The sequence below is a fragment of the uncultured Microscilla sp. genome (assembly GCF_947493425.1).
GTDB lineage: Bacteria > Bacteroidota > Bacteroidia > Cytophagales > Microscillaceae > Microscilla.
Genome location: NZ_CANLRP010000086.1, coordinates 1 through 23,811 on the forward strand (window position 1 = coordinate 1; position 23,811 = coordinate 23,811).

General features: G+C 39.0%; 19 protein-coding genes. 9 read left to right on the forward strand and 10 right to left on the reverse strand.

Features of this window, described 5'->3' with window-relative positions:
- Positions 1-63 precede the first annotated feature (63 nt).
- The 5 genes from Q0954_RS20035 to Q0954_RS20055 form a co-directional block, all read right to left on the reverse strand.
- Positions 64-636 (reverse strand): two-component regulator propeller domain-containing protein, encoded by a 573-nt coding sequence (locus Q0954_RS20035; protein ID WP_299459426.1) that lies wholly within the window; start codon positions 634-636, stop codon positions 64-66.
- Positions 637-837: 201 nt separating this feature from the next.
- Complete coding sequence (locus tag Q0954_RS20040; protein ID WP_299459429.1) at positions 838-3,018, reverse strand: 7TM diverse intracellular signaling domain-containing protein; 2,181 nt, start codon at positions 3,016-3,018, stop codon at positions 838-840.
- Between the two features lie 143 nt (positions 3,019-3,161).
- A complete protein-coding gene (locus Q0954_RS20045) occupies positions 3,162-4,034 on the reverse strand; it encodes a dimethylarginine dimethylaminohydrolase family protein (RefSeq protein WP_299459431.1) in 873 nt (290 codons plus the stop codon).
- Positions 4,035-4,213: 179 nt separating this feature from the next.
- Positions 4,214-4,870, reverse strand: a complete 657-nt coding sequence (locus tag Q0954_RS20050; RefSeq protein ID WP_299459433.1) for a hypothetical protein — start codon at positions 4,868-4,870, stop codon at positions 4,214-4,216.
- Positions 4,854-5,723, reverse strand: coding sequence for a TIGR02452 family protein (locus Q0954_RS20055; protein ID WP_299459435.1), 870 nt, complete (start codon positions 5,721-5,723; stop codon positions 4,854-4,856). Before Q0954_RS20055 ends, Q0954_RS20050 begins: the two co-directional genes overlap by 17 nt.
- A 477-nt stretch (positions 5,724-6,200) precedes the next feature.
- Here Q0954_RS20055 and Q0954_RS20060 point away from each other — a divergent pair, with 477 nt between their 5' ends.
- From Q0954_RS20060 to Q0954_RS20085, 6 genes are all read left to right on the forward strand, one after another.
- The gene (locus Q0954_RS20060) at positions 6,201-7,136 is read left to right on the forward strand and encodes an ion transporter (protein ID WP_299459437.1); all 936 of its coding nucleotides are present in this window, start codon (positions 6,201-6,203) and stop codon (positions 7,134-7,136) included.
- Positions 7,137-7,386: 250 nt separating this feature from the next.
- The gene (locus tag Q0954_RS20065; RefSeq protein ID WP_299459439.1) at positions 7,387-8,220 is read left to right on the forward strand and encodes a hypothetical protein; all 834 of its coding nucleotides are present in this window, start codon (positions 7,387-7,389) and stop codon (positions 8,218-8,220) included.
- Positions 8,220-9,116 (forward strand): hypothetical protein, encoded by an 897-nt coding sequence (locus tag Q0954_RS20070; protein WP_299459441.1) that lies wholly within the window; start codon positions 8,220-8,222, stop codon positions 9,114-9,116. The genes Q0954_RS20065 and Q0954_RS20070 overlap by 1 nt, the downstream gene beginning before the upstream one ends.
- Positions 9,117-9,696: 580 nt before the next feature.
- Positions 9,697-11,472, forward strand: coding sequence for a M14 family metallopeptidase (locus Q0954_RS20075; protein WP_299459444.1), 1,776 nt, complete (start codon positions 9,697-9,699; stop codon positions 11,470-11,472).
- A gap of 299 nt (positions 11,473-11,771) precedes the next feature.
- On the forward strand, positions 11,772-13,745 hold the full coding sequence (locus Q0954_RS20080; protein WP_299459446.1) for a tetratricopeptide repeat protein: 1,974 nt from the start codon (positions 11,772-11,774) through the stop codon (positions 13,743-13,745).
- Between the two features lie 133 nt (positions 13,746-13,878).
- Positions 13,879-14,238 carry a hypothetical protein gene (locus Q0954_RS20085; protein WP_299459448.1) on the forward strand — a complete coding sequence of 120 codons (360 nt, stop codon included), beginning with the start codon at positions 13,879-13,881 and terminating at the stop codon, positions 14,236-14,238.
- Between the two features lie 124 nt (positions 14,239-14,362).
- Here the strand turns inward: Q0954_RS20085 and fabF are convergent, their stop codons facing one another.
- Entirely contained in the window at positions 14,363-15,616 is a 1,254-nt protein-coding gene (gene fabF, locus Q0954_RS20090) for a beta-ketoacyl-ACP synthase II (RefSeq protein ID WP_299459450.1), read from the reverse strand.
- Between the two features lie 499 nt (positions 15,617-16,115).
- Here fabF and Q0954_RS20095 point away from each other — a divergent pair, with 499 nt between their 5' ends.
- Together Q0954_RS20095 and Q0954_RS20100 are read left to right on the forward strand one after the other, a co-directional pair.
- A complete protein-coding gene (locus tag Q0954_RS20095) occupies positions 16,116-16,358 on the forward strand; it encodes a hypothetical protein (RefSeq protein ID WP_299459452.1) in 243 nt (80 codons plus the stop codon).
- Between the two features lie 64 nt (positions 16,359-16,422).
- Positions 16,423-18,264 (forward strand): DNA mismatch repair protein MutS, encoded by a 1,842-nt coding sequence (locus Q0954_RS20100; RefSeq protein WP_299459455.1) that lies wholly within the window; start codon positions 16,423-16,425, stop codon positions 18,262-18,264.
- A 68-nt stretch (positions 18,265-18,332) separates the two neighbouring features.
- Here the strand turns inward: Q0954_RS20100 and Q0954_RS20105 are convergent, their stop codons facing one another.
- Positions 18,333-19,025 (reverse strand): response regulator transcription factor, encoded by a 693-nt coding sequence (locus Q0954_RS20105; RefSeq protein WP_299459459.1) that lies wholly within the window; start codon positions 19,023-19,025, stop codon positions 18,333-18,335.
- Between the two features lie 4 nt (positions 19,026-19,029).
- Positions 19,030-20,322 carry a sensor histidine kinase KdpD gene (locus tag Q0954_RS20110; protein ID WP_299459462.1) on the reverse strand — a complete coding sequence of 431 codons (1,293 nt, stop codon included), beginning with the start codon at positions 20,320-20,322 and terminating at the stop codon, positions 19,030-19,032.
- 211 nt (positions 20,323-20,533) lie between these two features.
- Here Q0954_RS20110 and Q0954_RS20115 point away from each other — a divergent pair, with 211 nt between their 5' ends.
- Positions 20,534-20,932 carry a response regulator gene (locus tag Q0954_RS20115; RefSeq protein WP_299459464.1) on the forward strand — a complete coding sequence of 133 codons (399 nt, stop codon included), beginning with the start codon at positions 20,534-20,536 and terminating at the stop codon, positions 20,930-20,932.
- Between the two features lie 105 nt (positions 20,933-21,037).
- On the opposite strand, the gene Q0954_RS20120 is transcribed toward Q0954_RS20115, so the two are convergent.
- Both Q0954_RS20120 and Q0954_RS20125 read right to left on the reverse strand, forming a co-directional pair.
- Positions 21,038-22,372 carry an NAD(P)-binding domain-containing protein gene (locus Q0954_RS20120; RefSeq protein WP_299459466.1) on the reverse strand — a complete coding sequence of 445 codons (1,335 nt, stop codon included), beginning with the start codon at positions 22,370-22,372 and terminating at the stop codon, positions 21,038-21,040.
- Positions 22,373-22,549: 177 nt separating this feature from the next.
- Positions 22,550-23,479: a hypothetical protein gene (locus tag Q0954_RS20125; RefSeq protein WP_299459468.1), complete on the reverse strand. Its 930-nt coding sequence runs from the start codon at positions 23,477-23,479 to the stop codon at positions 22,550-22,552.
- Between the last annotated feature and the right edge of the window lie 332 nt (positions 23,480-23,811).

Consider the following 23,811-nt stretch of genomic DNA (forward strand, 5'->3'; position numbering starts at 1 on the left):
AGCATTGGTTAAAGCCTTTGAAGTGGAAGTTCAAAGGCTTTACAAAGGAAAAGGAAATTAATACTATATTAACTTAGCTCCTGTTGCACTAGGAGCTGGCTTACCTGGTGCAAATTGATAAGGAATAAACTTAAATTTTTCTGTTTTTGGGTCAAACATATCAACTCCTCCCCTGTACATGCTTAACCAAAACATGCCTTGATCATCTTCATAAATAGAGCGTACATCGTTGCTTGTAATGCTTGTACTATCAGCTTTGCGATGTTGATACCTGGTAAACTCTTCTGTATTTGGATCAAATTTATTGAGTCCTCCTCCATAAGTACCTATCCATATATACCCTGCGCTGTCTTCGTACAAACACAAAACATAGTTATTACTTAAGCTGTTCTGATTGCCCAGTTCTGTTTTATAAGTTCTTAATTGATAACCCTCGTATTTGCTTAGCCCATCGGCAGTACCGAACCATAACACCCCTCTTTTATCTTGCAAAACACAATTGATCGTGTTTTGTGACAATCCATCTTTAGGTGTAAGCCGGGCAAACTTCATTTGCTGAAGAGCAGGTTGCCCATACACAACCAAGGTTGATTGAAAAAATAAAAAAATGCATGTTATTTTGAAGATATACTTCATTATGTGCAGGTTAATACAAACTATGTGACACAATAGTATTGATTGAAAGATTACTCAGACAGGGATTGATTGAAGTAATAAGGTTTGTGACAGGGATTATAAAACACTGTTAAATACTTTATAATGCTATTTTTTCTCAAAAAAACAAGAAAAGAAAACGCAAATATCAAGCCTTTATATGTGAAAGAGAGTACTGGCAAATTAAAGTTTAATCCCCATTACCAGCACATCATCTGTTTGTTGGTAATCGTCTCCCATCCAGGTTTTGAGTTCTTCATTTATCTTATAACGTTGTTCTTCCATCTGTAGGTGACTCAATGATAATAAAAATTGCCTGAATTTTTTTGACATATACTTTCGCCCCTTTTTGCCTCCAAACTGATCCTGGAACCCATCAGAGTACATATAGATAATGTCATTAGGCTGAGTTTCAAATACATGCAAAGCATATTCACGCTCTGTTTTGTAGTGTTCGCTGCCTATAGGGTAAATAGATCCTTTGAGTCTAAACACTTCACCTCTTCTCACAAGCAATATAGAGTTCTTGGCTCCCGAAAAATAAAGTTTTTGATGGGTTTCATCTATTGTTACCACAGTCATGTCCATCCCGTCATCTGCCTTCTCCTGGGTTTCGTTGTGTAAGGTTGCCCGTACCCTTTTGTCTAACTCTTTTAGAATAACATCAGGCTTATGTATACACTCATTATCTATAATCTCGTTGAGCAAGTCATTGCCCATAATGGTCATAAAAGCACCTGGAACTCCGTGCCCAGTGCAATCAGCCGCAATTATGATTTTTAATTTGACTATGGGTAAATCAGGATTGGCATGCTCAAGCCCTCCGTTCATATTGGTATTATACAGCCATGACTGGTTGCAATTGGTTTCTGAGAACCAGTAAAAGTCACCACTCACTATATCTCGTGCCTTCAAATAAATAAAAGCGTCTTTAAATTGCTTCTCTATGTGTTGTTGGCTACCCAGCACCGCTTTTTGAATACGATTTGCATATTGAATACTATCAGTGATGCTTCGGTTTTTCTTTTCCAGTTGTTTGGTTTTATCCTCTAACTCTTTGGTTCGTTCTTCTACCTTTTTCTCCAGGTTAGTCGATAAATCTTCTACACTCTTGAATGCTCTTGAAAACCTGCGTGCAATGACCAAAAACTGAAGAGATAAAAATATAGCAAATGCCACTGGCAAAAGCTCTAATGCTCCCAGCGCCAGTAAACCATCGTTGATACCAGCCAACACCATTGTAAATATGCCTGCCATCTGAAAAGCCGATTCTCTCTTTTTATGCACTCCTGCCAGCACTATAGCAAAAAACAAATAGGCTATAAACAAGCCCATAAACGGCTGATAAAAAAATATAGTGGGTGTAAAAGTAACCGGGCTTACGATTACAATAAATACTGTATAAACAGTCGTAATCCACAATGATACTTTGATAACTTGGGGAGATACAATAAAGATTTGCCATTTGAAAAAACGAACTTCTTCGGGGTATAAAGAACGTACATACAACAAAGCCACTGGAGGCAGAAAAAAAGTAGTAATGTAGTATGCCTTACTTTGAATAGCAAAAGTAAGCCAACCTGAATGTTCTTTTAAGTATTCGTAAATGTAGTGCTCACCAAAAACAATCAGGCGCAAGCCTATAAATAGACAAACAATACCAAAATAGAGCGTAGACTTGTTTTTTTGCCTAAAGAAAAATAACACAAAGTGGTATACTCCCATCACTAACAACACTCCAAGCCACATCAACGTCCAACTATAGGCAAGAGAGTTGCTTTCTAATATTTCGCTATAAATCCCGAGGCGAAAAGACTGTATTAACCCACCAATAAACATGTCATGATTAGCCACCTGAACCACCAGATGTACCTCTTGGTTGGGCGCCGAAAACTCTACCAGTTGCTCTAATATTTGACTTTCATAACTTTTATATTGCTTGCCTACTTTACCTGAGGTATACACTAGCGAGTCATTGAGCCATACTTTGGCTGCTGACCATATCTTGGGGATAAAGATACCTAAGGGTTTGTTGGTTTTGGGCAGTTTAATACGTAAACAATAGGTAGCATATCCATGGGGAGAGAGTTTAACCTGATTTACCTTGTAGTTTGTCCAACTATTGGGTACATCTACTAAAGTATAAGGAGGGAGTTGTCCTTTGCTAATATCTTGTGGTGACAAAAGTTTTTTCCAATAAAAAAACCACTGTCCATCCAATGTCACAAAGTGGTTATGATCAAAGCTCCAGGCAGAAAGATCAAGCGTGCCTTTTGATATAGCAGGTGCTTTTGGTTGCTTGGTGGTACAGCCTACCAACAAAATAGCACCACTAAACAGTAGATAATACAATAAGTTTTTCATGCAACAAGAGAGATGCCTTTAGATTGAAATAATCAGCTTTATAGCGATAAACAAAATAAAAGCATTTTTTATTCCAAGCTCCCTCAACAAACTTGTTAATTAATTGCAAAGAAGGGATATACGGCTGATATTAAATATGTTTGTTAACTAATATCATCACGGTCTATAGGACACGCCGAACACCTGAGTAAACCTCCCAGCTTTGACACGTTGCTATATTGAGTTTTGATGGTTTGAATGTTTCTTTTGGCAAGCTCTTTTGACAACCTTTCAAAAGATTGCTCGATCACTACCAGTTCGGGATGGATAGAAAAAACATTGGGAAACATGTGATACATTTCGGCTTGTGACACTTCTATGAGGTTGTCTTCGCCAAATATATCATAAATAGCATTTGGTATTTGTTGAAAGCCTCCTTTATAAATTAAGGCATGGTGGGTGCCCACTGGCTGAAAAGCGCAATCAAGGTGTAATATATTGGTGGCGCCTTCATTGGTTACATTTAAAGGTAATGTCACTACTTCTTTTTTGTTTTTCAAGACTGATTTTAAAAAATCTACCCCTTGCTGATTTGTACGCTCGCCTAGCCCCACAAAAACGTGGTCTTTCCAAACTACTACATCGCCTCCTTCTATTACTGCACCTTGGGGTGGTGTATGCACTTGCGACAAGCCACTGGTAATGGACTGAATGGCATTAACTTCAGGTTGACGGTTGGCTTTGCGCATGTTTGCCAGAAAAAAATTATGATCCACTCCAAAACCAATATCCCGACAAAAAATCTGATCTTGATTGGCTATATTTTCTGGTCTGAGCACCTTTACCCCATTTTGCTCCAGGATATTTCTAAAATGTTCTACTTCTTTAATCAAAACATCTTCGGAAGGTTCTTCTCCCTTTTGGGCAATTTCTGCATGTTTAGGATTATTAAGATAAGATATATCGCCACGATCATAGGCAATACCTAAGATAACCGTGTTTAGTTTTCCCGTTTCACTATTTATATTCACCTTCATATAACAGTTTTTAATTTTTAATTTTAACATAAAAAATATTTTATATTTTGTTAAAATCAATTTTTAAAAACTAAAATTTTGCTCAACAAACTGTAAATTAAATACTACTTGAAGTATTCGAAGAAATATTTTGAATACTCAATAACCAATATCATAGTATGACTAAGAATAAAACTATTTTAAGAGAGGCGCTTCTCAATTTTTGACATTAGTTGCTCAAGTGTAGGCTTTTGTTTTAACAACTCGTCTCCACTAATGGCTGCTTTTTGTGTTTTAAGCAATGGAGGAATAGCTATTTTACCCTGGGCAAAAGAATACATCCAGATCAGGTCAAGAGCATTGATCAAGAGATTGATTCGATAACTTAAAGATGGTTTTGTCAAATGAAACCCTAAACGCTTGGCAGTATTTGAACTAAAAAAATAAGAAGTACCCACCACTTGTATAGTTTTGGGCAACTTACCTTGCTCTATGTCTTTGGCTATAGCTATCAATCCTTGTAAACAGTAGCACCAAATCTTCTGACGAGCTGCGAGTCCTCGATCGCGCCAATGCATCACCATCAAATAATCAAAAGAAGTGCCTGTATGAAGATCATATACCGCCTTATTTGGGTTGTATACCAACAACATAGGGGAGTAGTATTTGTAAACTCCCAACAAAGTAAACAGAGGAGTAAGCGCAAATTGCATTATTGCCAGAGCAAAAGGAAAAAGAAGAAAATACCATAGTTGAGGCCTTGCAAAAGGCCCTAAAAATGATCCTGCTCCCAGTAACACAAAAAAAATAGCCAATACCCATTGTATTGATTTACTAAGTCTATAAAATTTGTTCATGACCAAAGTGTTTTTCAAACGCTGGCAAGTTGGGGTTTTGTTTTTGACCACTATATACTGCAAAAACAATTTTGCGAAATGCCCGATTAAACTTGCCCTCACCAAATAAATGTGCAGCAAAGTATTGCGCAATATCTTTTGGATTATTTTTGAACACACCACAACCCCAGGCACCTAACACCAACACCTCGTGTTGATGCAAAACTGCCAAGGTCAAAACTTTTTCAGTACGTGAAAGCATTGTAGCTTCTATCAAACTTTGCTCGGCAGGATAGTTGGCTTTTACCGATCCAGCATTCACGGCAGGAGCCGTAATTACAGAGATCATATAGGGTGAATTTAACAACTGGTCGTCATCGTTACGAAATACCGGAACATCAGGCGAATAAATTATATAGTCAAGGTACAAACCTGTTTTGCGTTTGCGGTTGGTAAGATACATCTCCTGCTGGGGCTCAAGGCAAGCATATAAACCTGATGCACGTGCCAGGCTTTCTTCTTGCGCCTGACTGCCTCCTAAGAATCCGCCGCCTGGATTTTTGGCTGAAGCAAAGTTTAAGACTCCCACCTTGGTATAGTTTTCACCCTCTACCAAACGCTTGGCTGCCTGTAAGGTTGTTTCGGTGGTTACCTCATATTGGGTATCAAAATCGAGCTCCTTAAGTGCTTGGTTGCTAGATACAAGTACTTTTTCGTCAAAACTGTTAGGTGTATATAATAAGGTATCATCTATTGACTTTGTCAATGAGTTTTTAATATCAATGGTATTTTGTGATTGGCTAGTGTACTTACCTTGGGCTAAAATTTGTAAGGTTTCTTGAGCTATTTCAGCTCGTTTTTTTCGGTTACTCATGGTGTTTTTTGATTGTAGTTCGCCTAAAAAACTACTTATACGTAAAACTTAAAACAATGACTGAAGTCAATGGTAAAACTATTTGAATTCATTGGTAAATTATTGATAAAACAAGAGCAACTAATAATAACTCTTTGTACTAAAAATTGTTTGAAAAATCATCTTTTTTAGGTTTAAACCAACAAGCTTTATCTTGAATTAATACACTTAAAAGAGAAAAGTGTACACTGATTGAGTGTAAAAATAGTAATTGAAAATCAGGTAGTTACATAATTTATTATTTATATACATTTGATATTAACGTTTATACACACAAGTATTTGCCACCAAAAAAAACATTTTTATGGTAAATATTACAGTTAATAAGAAAATAAATTGTACTTATCTAATAAACTTTAAGAATTGGTAAGAATATTGAAGAAAAATAGTAGCAATAGGTAAGGTCAATCATATAGTTATAAAAGACGAGAATAATACATGGAAAGGACACTAACACTAAACAACACAAAAACGAACAGAAAAGAAACCCAGAAAAAATTGAGCGCTCAGGCAAAATATATGAAATCAGCCCGAAAAGTAATTGCAAGTAAATGGCGATATAATTTATATAAAACCATTTACCGCTCCGACACACTCAGTTCAAAGGTATTTGCAGTGGCACTGCTTTTCTTTATCTGTTTAAGTGCTTCGTCGGTAATACTAGAAACTGTCAAAGACTATAAACAAGCCTATGGGCCGGTCTTTAATTTCATAGCGTGGACTACTACTATCTTGTTTTCTATAGAGTATATTTTACGGGTCATCTGTTTACCCAAACCCCTGCGCTATGTGCTCAGCCCTTTAGGTATTTTAGACTTTTTGGCTACTTTTCCAGCATATCTAGGATTGTTAGGTTTCACCTCGGTTACTTTCCTTATGGTGATTCGACTGGTGAGGCTGTTCAGATTATTCAGGGTATTTAACCTGGTAGAATATACTGGTGAAGCAGGTACTTTGGTAGACGCACTCAAGTCAAGCCGACACAAAATCACTGTATTTATCATTGCAGTAGTTATCTCAGTAACTATCATTGGGTCTGTTATGTATGTAATAGAAGGTCCTCAACACGGCTTTACAAGTATTCCCAGGGGCATCTACTGGGCAATTGTAACAGTAACAACGGTAGGCTATGGCGACATGGCACCTAAAACCTTGCATGGACAAGCATTGGCGTCATTGCTTATGCTGCTAGGCTTTAGTACGATAGTGGTGCCTACCAGTATCGTGTCTGCCGAAATAGCCAAACAACGGGAAATAACCCCAGTGCTAAGCAATAAAGAGTGTTTTGGCTGTGGTATGACAGGGCACGACTTGAATGCCTCTTATTGCAAATATTGTGGAAGCCGTTTATGGGATGATCACGATGACGACTAATCAACCCTTTGCAACTCAGTGTCCAGAACTACTCAAAATATATAGCATAAGCCGATGACTGATGGGTCATTGGCTTTTTTTATTCCACTCTTCTCTCCTTCCTGTGTATTGACACATGCCACCAATAACAATTGTCATGCAAACAACACCACTATTCATGGGCTTGCTCCTGATTTGGCTTGCAGGCTGTACTGCGCCAGAGAACGACCTGCAACAAAAGCTCAAAAGCACTTCATGTTTTCTAAAAAATATGATTTTTGATGTTGAAAATGAAAACAAAAGGGCAATAAACGCCATACATGTAAAAGTTAAACGTGAAGGTAATCCACGCCATGGACTAGAGCTTATTGGTCGGGCAAAACTCTTGCAAACGAAAACATCCAGGTTATGTGACTCTCTGAGTTATTGGCGAAGCTTGGTGACTGTTGGTACACCTGACACACACGTTCGCAGCCTGTTTTTAGGCGATGAAGGTAAAAATTTAATGAACAACCTCAAAAGTTATATTGATTGGCTGAATGCTGAGTTTAAAGATTTGGAGTTACCCAGTTTTGCCAGTTTCACTCAAACTATGACTAACTACACATACAACTATACACCTGATGAGCTATTGCTTTTTCATTTTACCAATACTACTGCTGTGACTGCCAATGCCTGGCTTACTCAACTACAAATAGAGATATTGCAGTATGCCCAACTAGTGATGAAAAAACTTGAAGATGCTAAGATCAATTCAGACCACTTTGGTATACCACGCTTTAGTATAGGAGTCACCAATAACAGTCCAGTAATTAAAGTAGGAGACAGCTACCGGGCAGAGATATTTATTGCTTCTCATATATCAAAAGCCGCACACAAGGCAACTATCAACGACTCACCGACACCTGTGCAAGATGGCAGTGCATGCTTGAGTTTCAAAGTACGGGCAATCCCTCACTCAGTACCTGCTCACATCAATAAAGTAACTCGCTATTGGAAAGGGAGTATTACCTTTAAGAGTAAAGGAAGAGACACTACACTCTACATCAAAAAACCTTATAACGTATTAAGAAAATCGGTTTATACGCCTCAAAATAATAAGTAATGATCAACTGCCTTAAAAAAATATGCCTGCTTCTAGGGAGTGCCTACACTTTGCTCGGCTGTCAGCCCAACTCTGAAGCCGACTGGCATAAGCTATGGACAACTACTCAAACCTTTAACCAACAAAAAAGGGTTATTTTACACCATAACCGAAAATACCTTGCTCAACTACCTGTTTATAAAACTTCTCAAAAAAGACTGCGATTGCGCAATCAATGGACAGACTTACACACGAGAGTAAAAACACAGTTATTGACGCTTGACAGCATTGCAGATGCTTTATATCAAAGCATAAAACAACCCAAAACTAACAATGTTGCAACCCAGTTTGTAAAAGCAGGTGATCAACAGGTAAGCGTCAATCAACTCAAAAAAATGCTCCAACCTGTAATACACTTTGAAGATTCTTTACATCAAAAATATCCTCAAATATTGAAAGTAAAAGAAGCACCCCGTTCTGTGCTTCGCATATTCTCTACCCCAAACCGCTACATTGCTTGGGCAGTGGCTTACACCGATTTGGCTCAGTGGCAAGTAACGTTACTCAAAAAACAACAGTTGATTTTGGCACGCCAAGCCAAAATCATTGAATTCATACCTGAGTACAAAACAACTCCAAAACTTTACTTGGAAGCTTTCGCCCCATCAAACTCAGTAATAGAAGGAGAAAAATACGAAGCACTTATGTTTTTAAGTCGCACTGGTATAAACAAATCATCGGCTCCAAAAATGACAGTCAATGGTAAGCCTATTCCTGTATATAATGGCAGAGGAAGCGTAAAATTTCGCCCAAACAAGCCTGGCATTTACACTTGGCAAGGGAGCGTTACCTTCAAAGACAGGGGTAGAGACACCACGTTTACATTCAAGAGACAATACAAGGTCTTGCCTAAATAGTACGATATTTCGATTTAATTACGGTATTTCGTGTAAAATAGATGTTTATACACTTTTTACATTTTGAACTTCAAGAAAAATTAACTGCTGATTATCAATCACTTACAAAATATATCAACTCAATTTACAAAAGTGGTATATAAATTGATAATACTATAAGCAACTTTAAAAGGTTAATTGAAAAAATACTTATAAAAATAATATATAAACAATATTATTTAAGCTTTGTGGTTAGGATATAAAAACAGGGAGTTGCAAAAAAACTTCCTGAATTTTCGCAACAAAAGCACCCTTAAAAGAGTTATAAAGGTAAGATAAAAGATATATAACAGAGGCACATACCTCTCAAAAAATTATGTTTTGTGGTTAGTTAGGTTTAGAAAAGGTAAGTGATTTTAATATCACTTAACCTTTCTTTTTTTGTACCTACCCCAACAATCCAACACTATTTCCCCCTCCTGTTTTACAGCAGTTTTATTTCTTTTCTGATTTTTTAATAAGCCTACATTTGTAAATTGCCCTGTCTACCTGGTGCAGTACTGCATCAGCTATTTATTTATTACTTACCAATTGTTATTCAATGAAAAACAACTACTTGTTATTATTGCTCTTGTGCTTGTTTGGTCAAATAGCTGTTGCCCAAAACAGGCTTGGGCTCATTACTAAATTTGAGCAAACTAAAGGCACTGAAACAGTGACTTACGAAGAAGGCATTGCTTACTTGCAAAAATTGGCGACACGGTTTGCCACTATAAAGTTACAGAGTATAGGTACTACTGACATAGGCAAGCCTTTGCATCTGGCGATTTTTTCGTTGGACAAAGATTTTAGGCCAGAATCGCTGAAGCGCAAAGGGCGCAATGTGTTTATGATTAATAATGCCATTCACCCTGGCGAACCTGATGGGGTAGATGCCAGCCTGATGCTATTTCGCGACTTTGCTACCCAACCCAAACTACAGGCAATGGCTAAAAACACTGTATTTATAATGATTCCTTTTTTCAATGTAGGAGGCGCACTCAATCGTAGTAGCTATAGCCGTGTCAACCAGAATGGACCTAAAAGATATGGCTTTAGAGGCAACTCGCGTAATCTGAACCTTAACCGGGATTTTATCAAGCTAGACGCTAAAAATACCCATACCTTTGTGCAAATTTTTCAACGCTGGAACCCTGATCTATACATAGAAAACCACGTAAGTAATGGGGCAGATTATCAGCATGTATTGACTTACCTTGCTACTCAAGCCGATAAACTCGGTGGGGTGTTGGGCAGTTATTTGCGTAAGCAGATGATACCTGATCTTAAGAAAACAATGAAGGCAAACAATTGGGATATTATCCCTTATGTAAACGTGTATGGCAACCGCACTCCCAACCAGTTTGGCATTCCTCAATTTTTTGATTCACCCCGATACTCAAGCGGTTATACTACCTTGTTTCATAGTGTAGGTTTTATAAATGAAACCCACATGCTCAAGCCGTTCAAGCAACGGGTAAATGCTACGTATGATTTTATGGTAAGTATGGTAAAACACCTGCATGAAAATGGGGCTAGGATAAAAATAATGCGTGCAGCTACTGCAAGTAAGGTAGCCCAACAAAAGAGTTTTACTATAGGCTGGCAAAGAGATAAAACCAAGTTTGATAAAATCACCTTTAAGGGATATACTCCTCAAATGATTCCAAGCAAGTTTACGGGGCAAAAACGCTTATTTTATGACCGTAGCAAGCCAGTCACCCAACAAATAAAGTACTACAATGTATTTAACCCAACACTGACAGTAAAGGCTCCTAAGGCTTACATCATCTCCCAAGCCTGGAATGATGTAGTAACCCTGCTCAAAAAAAATGGTGTAGTAGTAAAACAACTCGCTACAGACCAACAAGTCAAAGTTGATGCTTATTATATCACCGATTATAAAAGCTTTCCTCAACCGTTTGAAGGGCACTATGTACACTATAATACCAAGGTAAAAGTAAAACAACAGACTGTTCGGTTTTATAAAAACGACTATGTGGTCTTTGTAAACCAAAGCAGCAATCGCTACATTATAGAAACCCTTGAGCCACAAGCAACTGATTCTTTTTTTAGTTGGAATTTTTTCGATACTATTCTTCAGCAAAAAGAAGGTTTCTCAAGTTATGTATTTGAAGATATAGCCGAAAAGCTACTTAAAGACAATGCTGATTTGCTCAAAAGGTTTGAAACTAAGCGAAAAGAAAGTAAGACGTTTCGAGAAAGTGCTTATCAGCAATTGAACTTTATCTATCAAAATTCGCTTTATTATGAAAAAGAACATATGCGTTACCCAGTATTTCGCTTTGAAGGTACCAAAAACCTTGAAGTAAAATAATGGCTGACCTTTTGCTCCCCTTGTGGTCGAACGAGGGGGTTTTTTGCCAGTAAAACCAAAAGAAAATAGTATATTAGATCACAGTCCATTTTTAAGTAAATACCAACCAATAATTTCGCTTATAAATGAGCTAAAAGGCACATTTTTAGCTTACATATCTGGTCAGCTATCTGGAACAAGTGATTTATGCCAAACACACTTGTAAATACACCTCCAACATGAACTATAAGATGTAAACAAAGCCTTGTGGTGCTTTATCACGCCTTCAATATTTAGGCTTTAGAATTTATAAAAAATATATGGATAGTTTTCATCCCCCATTCAACAAACATGTAGAATCCCTCAAAACACAACTCAAAGCTGAGTTGCCTTTGAACGAAAGGATTAACACCCTCAATGAATTGAGCCGAAAACTGCGCAACCGCGACAACAAACAATCTTACCTTTACGCTCAGGAAGCCCTTGAACTTGCGAAAAACACCGCAAACCGTAAAATCATAGCTATAGCCAAAGCCAATGTAGCCTTTGGTAAGTATTACCAGGAAGGAGCCATCGAAGAAGCATTTTTGCTTTGTAACGAAGCAATACCAGTATTTGAAGCCCTCAGTTACAACAATGGTTTGGGCGAGGTATTTGGTATTTTGGGGGTGATTTACTGGAGTACCGGAGAGTATGAAATGGGGTTTAATTCGCTTATGAAAGCACTCAGGTTTAGCGAGAAAGCAGATGATATGAATTGGCTGTCGTGGATTAACTATTTGGTAGGAGAGTTTTACCACGACTTGAAAGACTACGAAAACTCACTCAGGTATCACCAACGCGCGCTTAAATTATTTAAAAAACTTGGTGATGTACCTGGACACATCACCACCATTATTGGCATTGGCGATATTTATAAGGCGTTGGGGCAGTATGATCTTGCCCTTGCTATTCATCAAGAGGCGTTGGTCATGTCTACCCAGCATAACCTGGTAATGATGAAGGGACAAGCAATGCATGAAATAGGAATGGTATACCTGGCCACAGAACAATACCAAGATGCCATTGATTACTTGAACTATGGGCTGGCTTTTAGGCGTAAGGTAAACAACCAACAGGGCGAAATTACCGGATTGATTTACCTTGCCACAGCACACATAGAGCTGGCTCAATATGAAAAAGCCGAGCACTTGTTATTACAGGGCGAGCGACTGGCAGAGTTGAAAAGCGCCAAGCCTAAATTAATTTTGATTTATGAAACGCTTGCCCGTTTGTATAAAAAACTGGAAGACCCCTGGAAGGCCATTCAATACTACGAACAACACCAAGGGCTGAAAGCAGAGGTAATGGGCGAGGAAAAGTCTACCCAACTAAAAAATGTAAACTCGATCAACAGCATTGAAAAGGCACAGCAAGAGGCAGAAATTCATAAATTGAAAAATGTGGAGCTAAAACAAGCTTACCAAAAGATTGAGCAACAAACCCAAAGTATTATTGATAGTATTCATTACGCCAAACAAATCCAAACTTCTATTCTGAAGCCTATTCATTCAATAGAGTCTAAGTTTAAGGATATGTTTGTGTTTTTTGAGCCTAAAGATATAGTAAGTGGTGATTTTTACTGGTATGCTGAAGTAGATACCAATTTGGATGAACTGCGACCTCAGTCATTGATACCTAAAAAAACAGCATTGCTCAAAATAATTGCTGCAGTAGACTGTACCGGGCACGGGGTTCCAGGGGCTTTTATGGTAATGCTAGGTAATAGCATATTGAATGAAATTGTACATACCCAACGCATTTTTCAGCCTGACAAAATTTTAACTCAACTTGACCATAAAGTAATTAACGCCTTACGACAGACCGAAGAAGAAGAAACAAACAACGACGGGATGGACCTGGCACTGGTAACATTGAATGAAGCTACGGGAGTATTAACCTATGCTGGTGCAAAGAACCCACTTTTTATGGTAAGAGAAGGTGAGCTAACCCAAATAAAAGGAGCTATTTACCCTATTGGGGGCACCCAATATCATACTAAGAAAGTGTATAAAGCGCACGAAATAGTGACTCAACCTGGTGATATTTTCTATATTTTTTCTGATGGATTTCAAGATCAGTTTGGTGGTAAAAAAGCAAAAAAATACCTCGCCAAGCGTTTCCGGCAATTTATGGCAAGCATTGCGCATTTACCCATGCACCAACAAAAAAAGGAGGTAAACACTGAACTAAAAAAATGGCAAGGGTATAATGAACAAACAGATGACATGTTGATTATTGGATTTAAAGTGTAATATCAATCACACAGTACAATAGGGACAACTGCCCAAAATTTAGCTTATAAAAACTTCCCACGCTTGAATAGTTATTAATCTGCCAAAACTCTCCTATTTTTGCCTGCATTATTTTTATCAAAAACACCCCATCATGGACAAAATACTCTTTAGTTTATTGTTGCTCATTGTTTGTGTACCTTCTTTGTGTGCACAAGGACTGATACCACCCCACGATATAAAAGCCGCTTACTGGTATGGTATCATAGTTATTTTGGGGCTTTTTACTATGGTTGGCTTGATAATATCATTGGCTAATTTGTACAGTCACAAAGCGTGGTTGCATAAAACCGCCCTTGGTTTTACTGGACTGAATGCTTTATTGGGATTGAGTGGGGTAGTGGTGTATATCATTTACCCGGCAGTAGGTTGGGTAGCTTTTTTACCTTTAATAACTGCTGCTACCGGAGGAGGGTTGGTGTGGGCAAAACAAAAAGAAATCTCCAAGGATTAGTCATTAAAAAAAACTCAACGAATATTACTCATTGGCCATGCAGTAACTGCTGGACTACAGAAAAACAAAAAAAACTCTGCCAAATATGACAGAGCCTATTTTCTCTGAGTGGTCCTTGATTGGCTTATCCTTCGTATTTTTTCATGGCCATAGCAGCACAATGTCCTCCAAAACCAAAGCTATTATTGAGGGCATACTCTACCCGGCGATGTGCTTTTTTGCCCAAGGTAAGGTCAATGCCCAAAGCAGCAATATCATCGCTTACCTCTTGGGTATTGATAGTAGGCGGAATATCATCGGTGTGTACTGCCATACAAGTGGCAACTGCCTCGATGGCGCCGGCCGCACCTACCAAATGCCCACTCATAGACTTGGTGGCACTTATTTGTAAATTTTCGGGCTGATTGTCTACTAGTTTTGCCACTGCTTTTATCTCTGACAAATCACCTACTTTGGTAGAGGTGGCGTGCATATTGATGTAGTTCACCTGTGACGGCAAAATACCTGCTTCGCGAATGGCTTCTTTCATAGCCAGATACCCCCCTAAACCTTCGGGATGAGTGCCTGTAATGTGGTAAGCATCTCCGGCTTCTCCTCCACCTACTATTTCGGCGTATATTTTTGCTCCTCGTTGCAAAGCGCTTTCCAGGCTTTCTACAACCAGAGCTCCAGCTCCTTCTCCCATCACAAAGCCATCACGGTTTTTATCAAACGGTCGGGAAGCTACCGAAAACTGATCATTACAAGTAGACAAAGACTTGGTAGAGTTGAACCCACCTATAGAAGCTTCGGTAATGGGGGCTTCAGAGCCTCCGGCAAGAATTAGCTCAGCTTTGCCCCACTTAATATAGTTAAAGGCGTGAATCAATGCCTGATTTGACGAGGCACAGGCAGTTACCGGACAATAGTTTACCCCTTGAAACCCATACTTGATAGATAACAAGCCAGCCAAACCATTGGTAATGATTTTGGTGATAAAAAATGGATTGAACCTGGGGGGAGAAGGCTTGCCTTTGACATAGCTGAAGATTTCTTTTTCGAAGGTATCTAACCCCCCCATACCATTGGCAAAGATTACCCCTACTCGACTGGTATCATATTTATCAAGGTCGATATTCGCATCTTTGACCGCCTCGTCTCCAGCAATCAACCCATATTGAGCAAATAAGTCTAATTTGCGGGCTTCTTTGCGGTCAAAGTGATTTAATGGATCATAGCCTTTGATCTCGCAGGCAAACTGCGTTTTGAAACCAGTGGCGTCAAATCGGGTAATTTTATCTACCCCCGACTTGCCCTCAAGTAGATTGTTCCAAAAAGTTTTCACATCGTTGCCAACTGGGGTAATTGCTCCCAAACCAGTAATTACTACTCTTCTCATAATGATATATGCATGTGTTTATGTGTAGTGGTAATGGATGATTGCCTGCACTCATAAAAGATTGTCAAATCTTGGTGTACTTGTTTTGCCCGCCCTGTTCCATTATTTTGACACAAAGACGATAAATCCGAATTTAATTTTGGTAAATTCACAGGGACAATTTTCAACCGATAAACATTCGGGTTTTCCCAATCAAAACCACCGTACAAATATACCTATCGGCTTAATAAATGCAAAAGCCTACAATCTTAAGTTCTCGTTTACAGGAGTTAATGGGAACAAAATCATATTTGACCATCAGTCATTTTATGGCTCATTATTCAAAATAGTTTTTTTAGTGAACTTCAAGCATTTCCGGTATAAACCGCTATTGGGTACTGATAGCTTATATACAGGTTTATCAACCCCTGAAGTATACTAAGGAATGGTACCAAAATAAATTTACATTCTTAACCTCATCTTTTGTTGCTATACTTTGTTAAAAAATAGCCGAATAGCGATGCTATTAGCCGATTTTTTGCCTCGTCTAGCAACAAAATATTTTAGCGTTACTATAGAAATTTATTTTTACACCATTCCTAAGATGAAAGTGATGTTAGGATTTACAGGATTGATTAATGTTGGTATTCAGACAATTAGTCAAAATCCATCCTCAAAACCATTTTTGTTTAAGTGTAAAACTAAAAAAATGGGCTTATCTGTTGCTACCCTGCCAATTGTCTCGTCACAAGATATTTCCTAAAGTTTGAACTACTTTATGTTTTTCGTTTTACTAACTTTGTAGCCTTGTATAAAAAAATAAAACCATGAGCGTTCACTCAAACCTATCTGCCGAGAGGCAAGTTTTTGAAACCCGTATTGAGCAGTTTCAGGAACTTGCCCAACAGTTTCAGACCAAGTACAACCGTATATCTACCATTCGTCTACTGGTGTTTTTGGGTGCCATTGTAGGGGCCTATTATACTTATCAGTTTGTCCAACACTGGGCAGCAGGTTTAGGGGCATTTGTTGTGGGTATGGGTATTTTTATTGCCCTGATCAAACAACACAACCGTATTGTGTACCAACGCAACCATTACCGATTTTTGCAGAAAATAAACGAAGCAGAAATTCAGCGGCTCGACAATAAACTCAAAGGGTTTGCTGAGGGGGGTCAGTATATGACTCCAGGGCATTTTTATGCTTCAGACCTCGATATTTTTGGCAAACATTCCGTTTTTCAATTATTGAACCGCACCACTACCCAATTAGGTGAAAAAACCTTGGCGCAATGGTTATTGGCTCCAGCACGCACCCAAGAGATTCGCCAACGCCAGCAAGCAATTGAAGAGCTGAAAAATAATATAGAGTGGCGACAAGACTTTGAAGCTAAAGGCAAGCACGGACAAGAAGATGGGCGGGCAGTAGACCAATTGTTTGCCTGGGGTAGCGAGCCTGCCAAGGTATTGCCCAAAAAGTGGCTCATTACCATGACTTACATTATGCCAATCGTTTCGCTGGCAGCGTTTGCTGCCGTGTTGTTGGGTTTCACTACTTACCACATTTTATTCATTCCTATTTTTATCAATGGTTTTCTTTTAGGAGGGTCTTTTAAAGACATACAAAACATTCATGAGAAAACCAGTAAATCGAGTGCCACACTCAAGTCATACACGCAATTGTTGAAAAACATAGAAGAAGCCAATTTTAACAGCGAAAAACTCCAGAAAATTAAAGGTTTAACTGCTTCGGCGGAAGGAACTGCTTCCGAAAAAATCTCAAAACTTGCCAGTATACTTGCCAGCCTCGACCAACGCCAAAACCTGTTATTTATATTTGTGGCCAATTTCTTTTTTTTATGGGATGTAATATGGACAGCAAGGCTGGAAAAATGGCGCCAAACGACCCGACGTGAGATTGTAGGCTGGCTCAAAGCCATTAACCAAATGGAAGCCTTGAACAGTATTGCCGGATATGCTTACGCCAATCCAGCACACCAGATACCTACTATTTCGGACAAAGATTACATCATAGATACCACCAATTTGGGGCACCCGCTTATCAATGCGCAGGAGCGAGTTACTAACACCATGAAATTAGAGGGCTTGGGCAATAGTATGGTCATTACGGGCTCGAACATGTCGGGCAAAACCACCTTTGAACGCACTGTAGGGGTAAACATAGTGTTGGCGTTGGCAGGGGCTCCAGTATGTGCCGACAGTTTTACAGTGTCGCCCATGCAGGTATTTACCAGTATGCGTACCCAAGATTCATTAGAAGAACATATTTCGTCTTTTTATGCAGAGCTTAAGCGTCTGAAACAATTGATTGACCACCTGGAAACCAATCCACGCCTGCCCGTTATTTACTTATTGGACGAGATTCTGAAGGGTACCAATTCGCAAGACCGACACCTGGGCGCCAAGGCGTTGGTATTTCAGTTGCATGGACACCGTTCTACTGGTTTGGTGTCTACCCACGACCTGGAGCTGGGCATTTTGGAAGAGCAAACCAACTTTATCCAAAATTATAGCTTTAATAGCCAGATCAACGGTGACCAAATTTTGTTTGATTATAAATTGACTCCTGGCATTTGCCGCAGCTTCAACGCCAGTAAATTGATGCAAAATATGGGCATTGAAATAGACAAGGTAAGTGCACTTAAGTAAATTAAATTTGCACCATTCCAGTCATCAAAAAGGAACTCTCCCTTAGGGTAGGTTTCTTTTTTTTGTGCTCAATTTTTCACTATCATCTTAAACCCTACCCCATGAATATTCTCGATCTTAATGGTAGGGTCAGCTTTTAGGTATTTACGCAAGCGGGTAATGAATACATCGAGACTACGACCAAAAAAATAATCATCATCACCCCAAATGTTTTTAAGAATATCTTCACGCTTAAGAATTTTGTCTTGATGCAAACAAAAAAAGCGCAACAATTCGGCTTCGCGTTGGGTCAAGCGACGGGGTTGGTCGTTTTGGTACTGTAGTTTTAAGTCTTGAAAATCAAAGGCATATAGTCCTATAGTAAACTTGGTTTGGCGGGTGTCTGATTGAGCAAAACGGCTACGTTTCAAGAAAACCTCTATCTTAAGCACTACCTCTTCTATACTAAAAGGTTTGGTAATATAGTCGTCAGCCCCTAGTTTAAGCCCCGCTATTTTATCTTCTTGCATTGCCTTGGCGGTCAAAAATATAATGGGTATTTCGTGATTCAATGTACGCACCTTTTCGGCAAGGGTAAAGCCATCCATTTGGGGTAACATTACATCAAACAGGCACAAGTCAAAGTTATCTTGTTGAAACTGCTCCAGCGCCAATTGCCCATTGGCACAGTGGGTCACCCGGTAATTTCTCAACTCCAAACTATCTTTAGTAACCAAAGCAAGGCTTGCGTCGTCTTCTACAAATAATATATGTGCTTTCATTCAATTATTGGTCTTTAGCTGTCAGGCGTGTTGGCATTACTACACGAAAAGTACTGCCCTTGTCTGATTCGCTTTCCAGTGATATTTTCCAACCATGGGCTTGCACAATCTGCCTGACATAGTCAAGCCCCAAACCAAACCCCTTCACATTGTGAATGTTGCCCGTAGGAACCCTGAAAAACTTGTCAAATATCTTTTTCTGGTGCTCTTTTTTAATTCCAATACCGTTGTCCTGAATGCTTAAATGTAACTTTTTTTTCTTTGTATTTCCAATCACCTCAGTTATGATTACAATTTGAGGATGAGGGGCAGCATATTTAAGCGCGTTGTCCAGCAAGTTACCCACTACATTGATCAGGTGGTTGGGATCTGCCCAAATGCTCACTTCTTTTGGTGCAAGCCGCAACTGTAAGCTACCCCCGGCATTTTTTGTTTTTAACTCAAAGTTAGTCGCAATATCTTCTAACAATGGGCGTAAAACCAGCTCCTCTTTCTGAAGCTCCAGCTTTTCTTTGTCCATTCGTGCCGATTGCAACACTTTTTCTATTTGGGTTTGTAGGCGGGCGTTTTCGTTTTTTATAATATGTGCATAGTTAATCAAGCTATCTTTTTTATCGAGTATTTGGGGGTTGGTCAATAAATCGGCAGTAATGGCAATGGTAGAAATGGGTGTTTTAAGTTCGTGGGTCATATTGTTGATAAAATCGCGTTGAACCTCTGATAAACGTTTTTGTTTGAGAATAGCAAAGAGCGTATATCCAAAAAACAAAATAACCACCACCAATATCAGAGACAAAAAAATCCAAATATCCATCTGACTTGCCAAATAACTGGTTTTGTTGGGAAAACGTACCCCAAAATAATAAATATAATCGTCGTATTTGGGTAAGTTGACGCGGCGATTAGGTTGGGCATTGGCTTTAGAGCTTATATAATTTCCATACACCATTTTATCGGTAGAGCAATCATAAATGCCATATTCGTACTCCATAAACAAGCCTCGTTTGCTAAAGGCTGTTTTGAGCAAATGCTCCAGCACATTGGTATCTATTACATCATTTACGTTTACTACAAAGTAATCAGACGATAGTTGTGTAATGGCTACAGGCTTGACAGTATGCTGATTGATTCGGGCTATTTGCTGGGCAACATCGCGCAAGGCCACATGAATGGTTTGATGAAACTGCTTGCTTTTCATATCAAATGCACGTTGCACCCAATATACCTGGGTTACAATGATGCCAGCAATAGAAAATACCGCCAGGGCTATAATCAAACGAATCGTTCTCCTCTGCATGGTTTGAAAAAATTTTATGCTAAAAATACGTCTATTCTTCCGTCCAATGGTCTTTATTTGGTATTTATTAACAAAGATTAAGAAGTATTAACACCATACATCAGGCATCTATCCACTCATCGGTAAAAATACACGACTTATCGAAAACAATGGGCTGTAAGCACTCAAATACGTTTATTACCACATACACCACTATTAGGCATTGAATATTATGACAAAGATTAAAAACCGCTACCAAAACATTTTATTAATTGATGATGACCGTATTTTTATCGTGACTTATCACAAGATATTTTCAAGCATTATTAAATATGCAAACATAGAATTTAGTATGAGTATGGCTACAGCCATTGACAAGTTGCACGAGATGCACAAAAAAGGAAGCTTTCCTGAACTGATTACTCTTGACTGGCGTTTGAAGCTGGGCGGAGGTGAATATTTCTTAGAAAAATTTGAGCAATTATACAGCACACAATACCCACAAACTAAAGTATTGATTGTATCGGAAATGGCTCAAGAAACCGAAGTAAGTAAGGCATTGAATTACTCTTTTGTAACTGCTACTTTGCCCAAGCCATTGGCAATGAGAGATTTATCTGCTGTTTTATAACTATCTATATTAATTGCATTTATGCAGTTTAGGCTGCTATTTAGGCTCAACTAAAGCCCCTTTCTTCTTGGTAAGTAAGGGGCTTTTTTATGGCTATGCTTTGGCTCAGCATTTTTTTGACGAGGCCGTGGGTTGCTCCTGACCTACACCAAAGCAGGTAGTAGTTGGTACTAAAGGTAGTTCTGTGCTACAAACTCCAGTTTCGGGCAGTTCAAGCTTTACCTCTTTAGCTGCCTTCCAATCTCCAGTAAGTGCAGCAACAACTGATCTTACTTGCTCGTATCCGGTGGTCATCAAAAATGTAGGGGCTCTTCCATAGCTTTTGGCACCTACTATATAGAATCCTTTTTCGGGCTGACGCAATTCTCTTTCTCCATGTGGACGTACTGTACCACAACTGTGTATATTAGGATCTATCAGATTTGCCAAAGAAGGTACTGACTCAAGGGCAGTGTCAGAAGTATAACGCACCTCTCGTAAAAACGAAAAGTCAGGGCGCGCACCAGTATTGACAACAATCTCTTGGATACCTTCCAATATTTTGCCTTCAGTATCTTTCATTGTAATTTTTTTTTGGGCATTCAAGGCAATTTCATCAATATAAAACGGAGTATGTATGTGTACTTTTTTGGCTTCTACCAGTTTTTCAATTCTTTTGCCCAAAGCACCCCTTGCCCTTAAGCCATCGTTTTCTTTGCCTCCATACACTTGTTTTATGTCTTTTTTACGCAACACCCAATGAAGCTGGGTAGCAGGAAAAGCAGCCCTGAGTTTGTTTAGGTCTAACAAAGAGTTGATGGCTGAGTGCCCCCCTCCTACTACTGCCACACTTTTGTTGGCAAACCTTTCACGGTGTATGCCCAGCACATCAGGAATCCCGTAAAAGAGGTGTTCTCGGCAGTTTTCTTCATTCAATGCACTTACTCCTCCCGAACCTATCGGGTTAGGGTTTTGCCAGGTACCAGAGGCATCTATCACGGCTTTAGCTTCATAACGTTGGTAAACCTCTCCTTGCCTTACCCTCAATACAAAAGGGTATTGCTCACGGTTTTTAGTGGTCATCTTATCTAAGCCTTTACGTCCTACTTGTATTACCTGGGCATTCAAACGAATGTGTGGCTTTATTTGAGGCAAGTTGGCCAAAGGTTGCAAATAGTCGCGTACAATTTCAGCCCCAAAAGGCAAGACTTTGTCATCAGGAGCTTGCCAGTTACTTTGCTGCAACAATGTTTTGGCGGCTTTGTCTAGGTTGTATTGCCAAGGCGAAAACAGCTGCACGTGCCCCCAATCGAGCAAATTATGCCCTACGATTTTACCTGTTTCGAATAATATGAAGGGTTGATTGGCCAACACAAGGTGGGCAGCCGCCGCCAAACCTACTGGTCCTCCACCAATAATGGCAGTGGGTAATGTCGAGTGATGTTTTATTGTATCTATCATTGAATAAACTGTATGTATAAAATAAAAATCACCCCCAAGACGAACAAGGTACTTAAAAGACGCATATATTTTTTATTTTTTTTATAAGGTGAAATCAGACAACACACTAAAACATAAAAATGGTCATACTGCATAAAGATACAATATAACCATTATAGAGGCGTGAGTTAAGGATTACTAGTCTTGCTCTGACACTACAATCAGGGTTTTCCCCTTAGGGCTTTTATCCAACTTTTTACGGCCTTTGAGCGGCACCAATGAGGTGGCGTTTTTGTGAGGGTCAATAGTAGAAGTGGGCAACTCTGTTTTTCTTTTTTTGCCATTAGGCGATTGTAGTATGCGGTTAACCTGACTTGTTCTGTGGTTTTGTTTACCATTTTCGGCAGCGTTTTCATCATTATCGTTTACCGCCAGATTGTACCCCTTGAGTATATTTTTCAGGTTGGCCAGTAATGCTTCTCCTTCTGGTGTCAATTTGTTCTGGTTTGGTTCAAACAATACCGAATCTACAATCTCTATATACACCTTGCCATTGTCTACGTCAATATCAAAATACTTACGATCTTGCGGAGGAATTTTTGCCATAATACGGCTACGCAAATCTACGGGGTTGTCATCTTCGTGGTGTACAGGAGGCACCGTGTTTTGCTTCAAGACCTGTTTTTGCGAGGTAAGCTGATTTTGCAGTTTAAATATCTGCTGACGGTATTTGCGCAGCAACTGGCTGGAAGTAACAAGTTTTTCCTGGTTTTGGGCGAGCATTTTCTTTTTAAAAGAGGCTTCCTGAGCACTGTTTTTCAACAAGGTAATATGCTCACTTTCAAGCACTGTATAATTCCGCATCATTTTGTTAAGCATTGCCACACTTTTTTCGTTGCCCAACCTTAGGGTGGCATTTTTTTGCTCAAGCACTGCCCTTTGCTTTTTCAAAGTATCCAGCTCTTGCCTCAATATCGTATTATTTGCCTCTAGCACTTTTATTTGTATACTGGTAGAGTCATTCAAGGCATTATATTTTGCCTCAAGAGATTTGTACTTTTTCGAAGGTACACATGCCCCCAGCAAGGCAATGACCACTATATAGTACCATAAGTTTTTATGTATCATGTATCTAAATTTAAAAGCTTCAATGAGTAGGCGCTATCTCAACGGCAGAACTCATCGAAAAAGCAAATCTTTGAAAAGTTAAACTTGCTATTCCTAATTTGTTTTAACACATCATTCGCCCAAACTAGTATCAATATATTAACTATTCTTACTTTCTATACGAGCGTTGTTATAAGTTTTAGTCCTGCAAAAAGTTCGCCGTATCGTCAGTCAAAAAACGTTTACAACCTCTTTATATTTCTTGCTAATTTAATTAAAAGAAGGCACAAAAACGGTGAAATGTAGGGTTTGTGCAGTAAAGATACCATTGACTGGTAAAATCAGGATTGTTT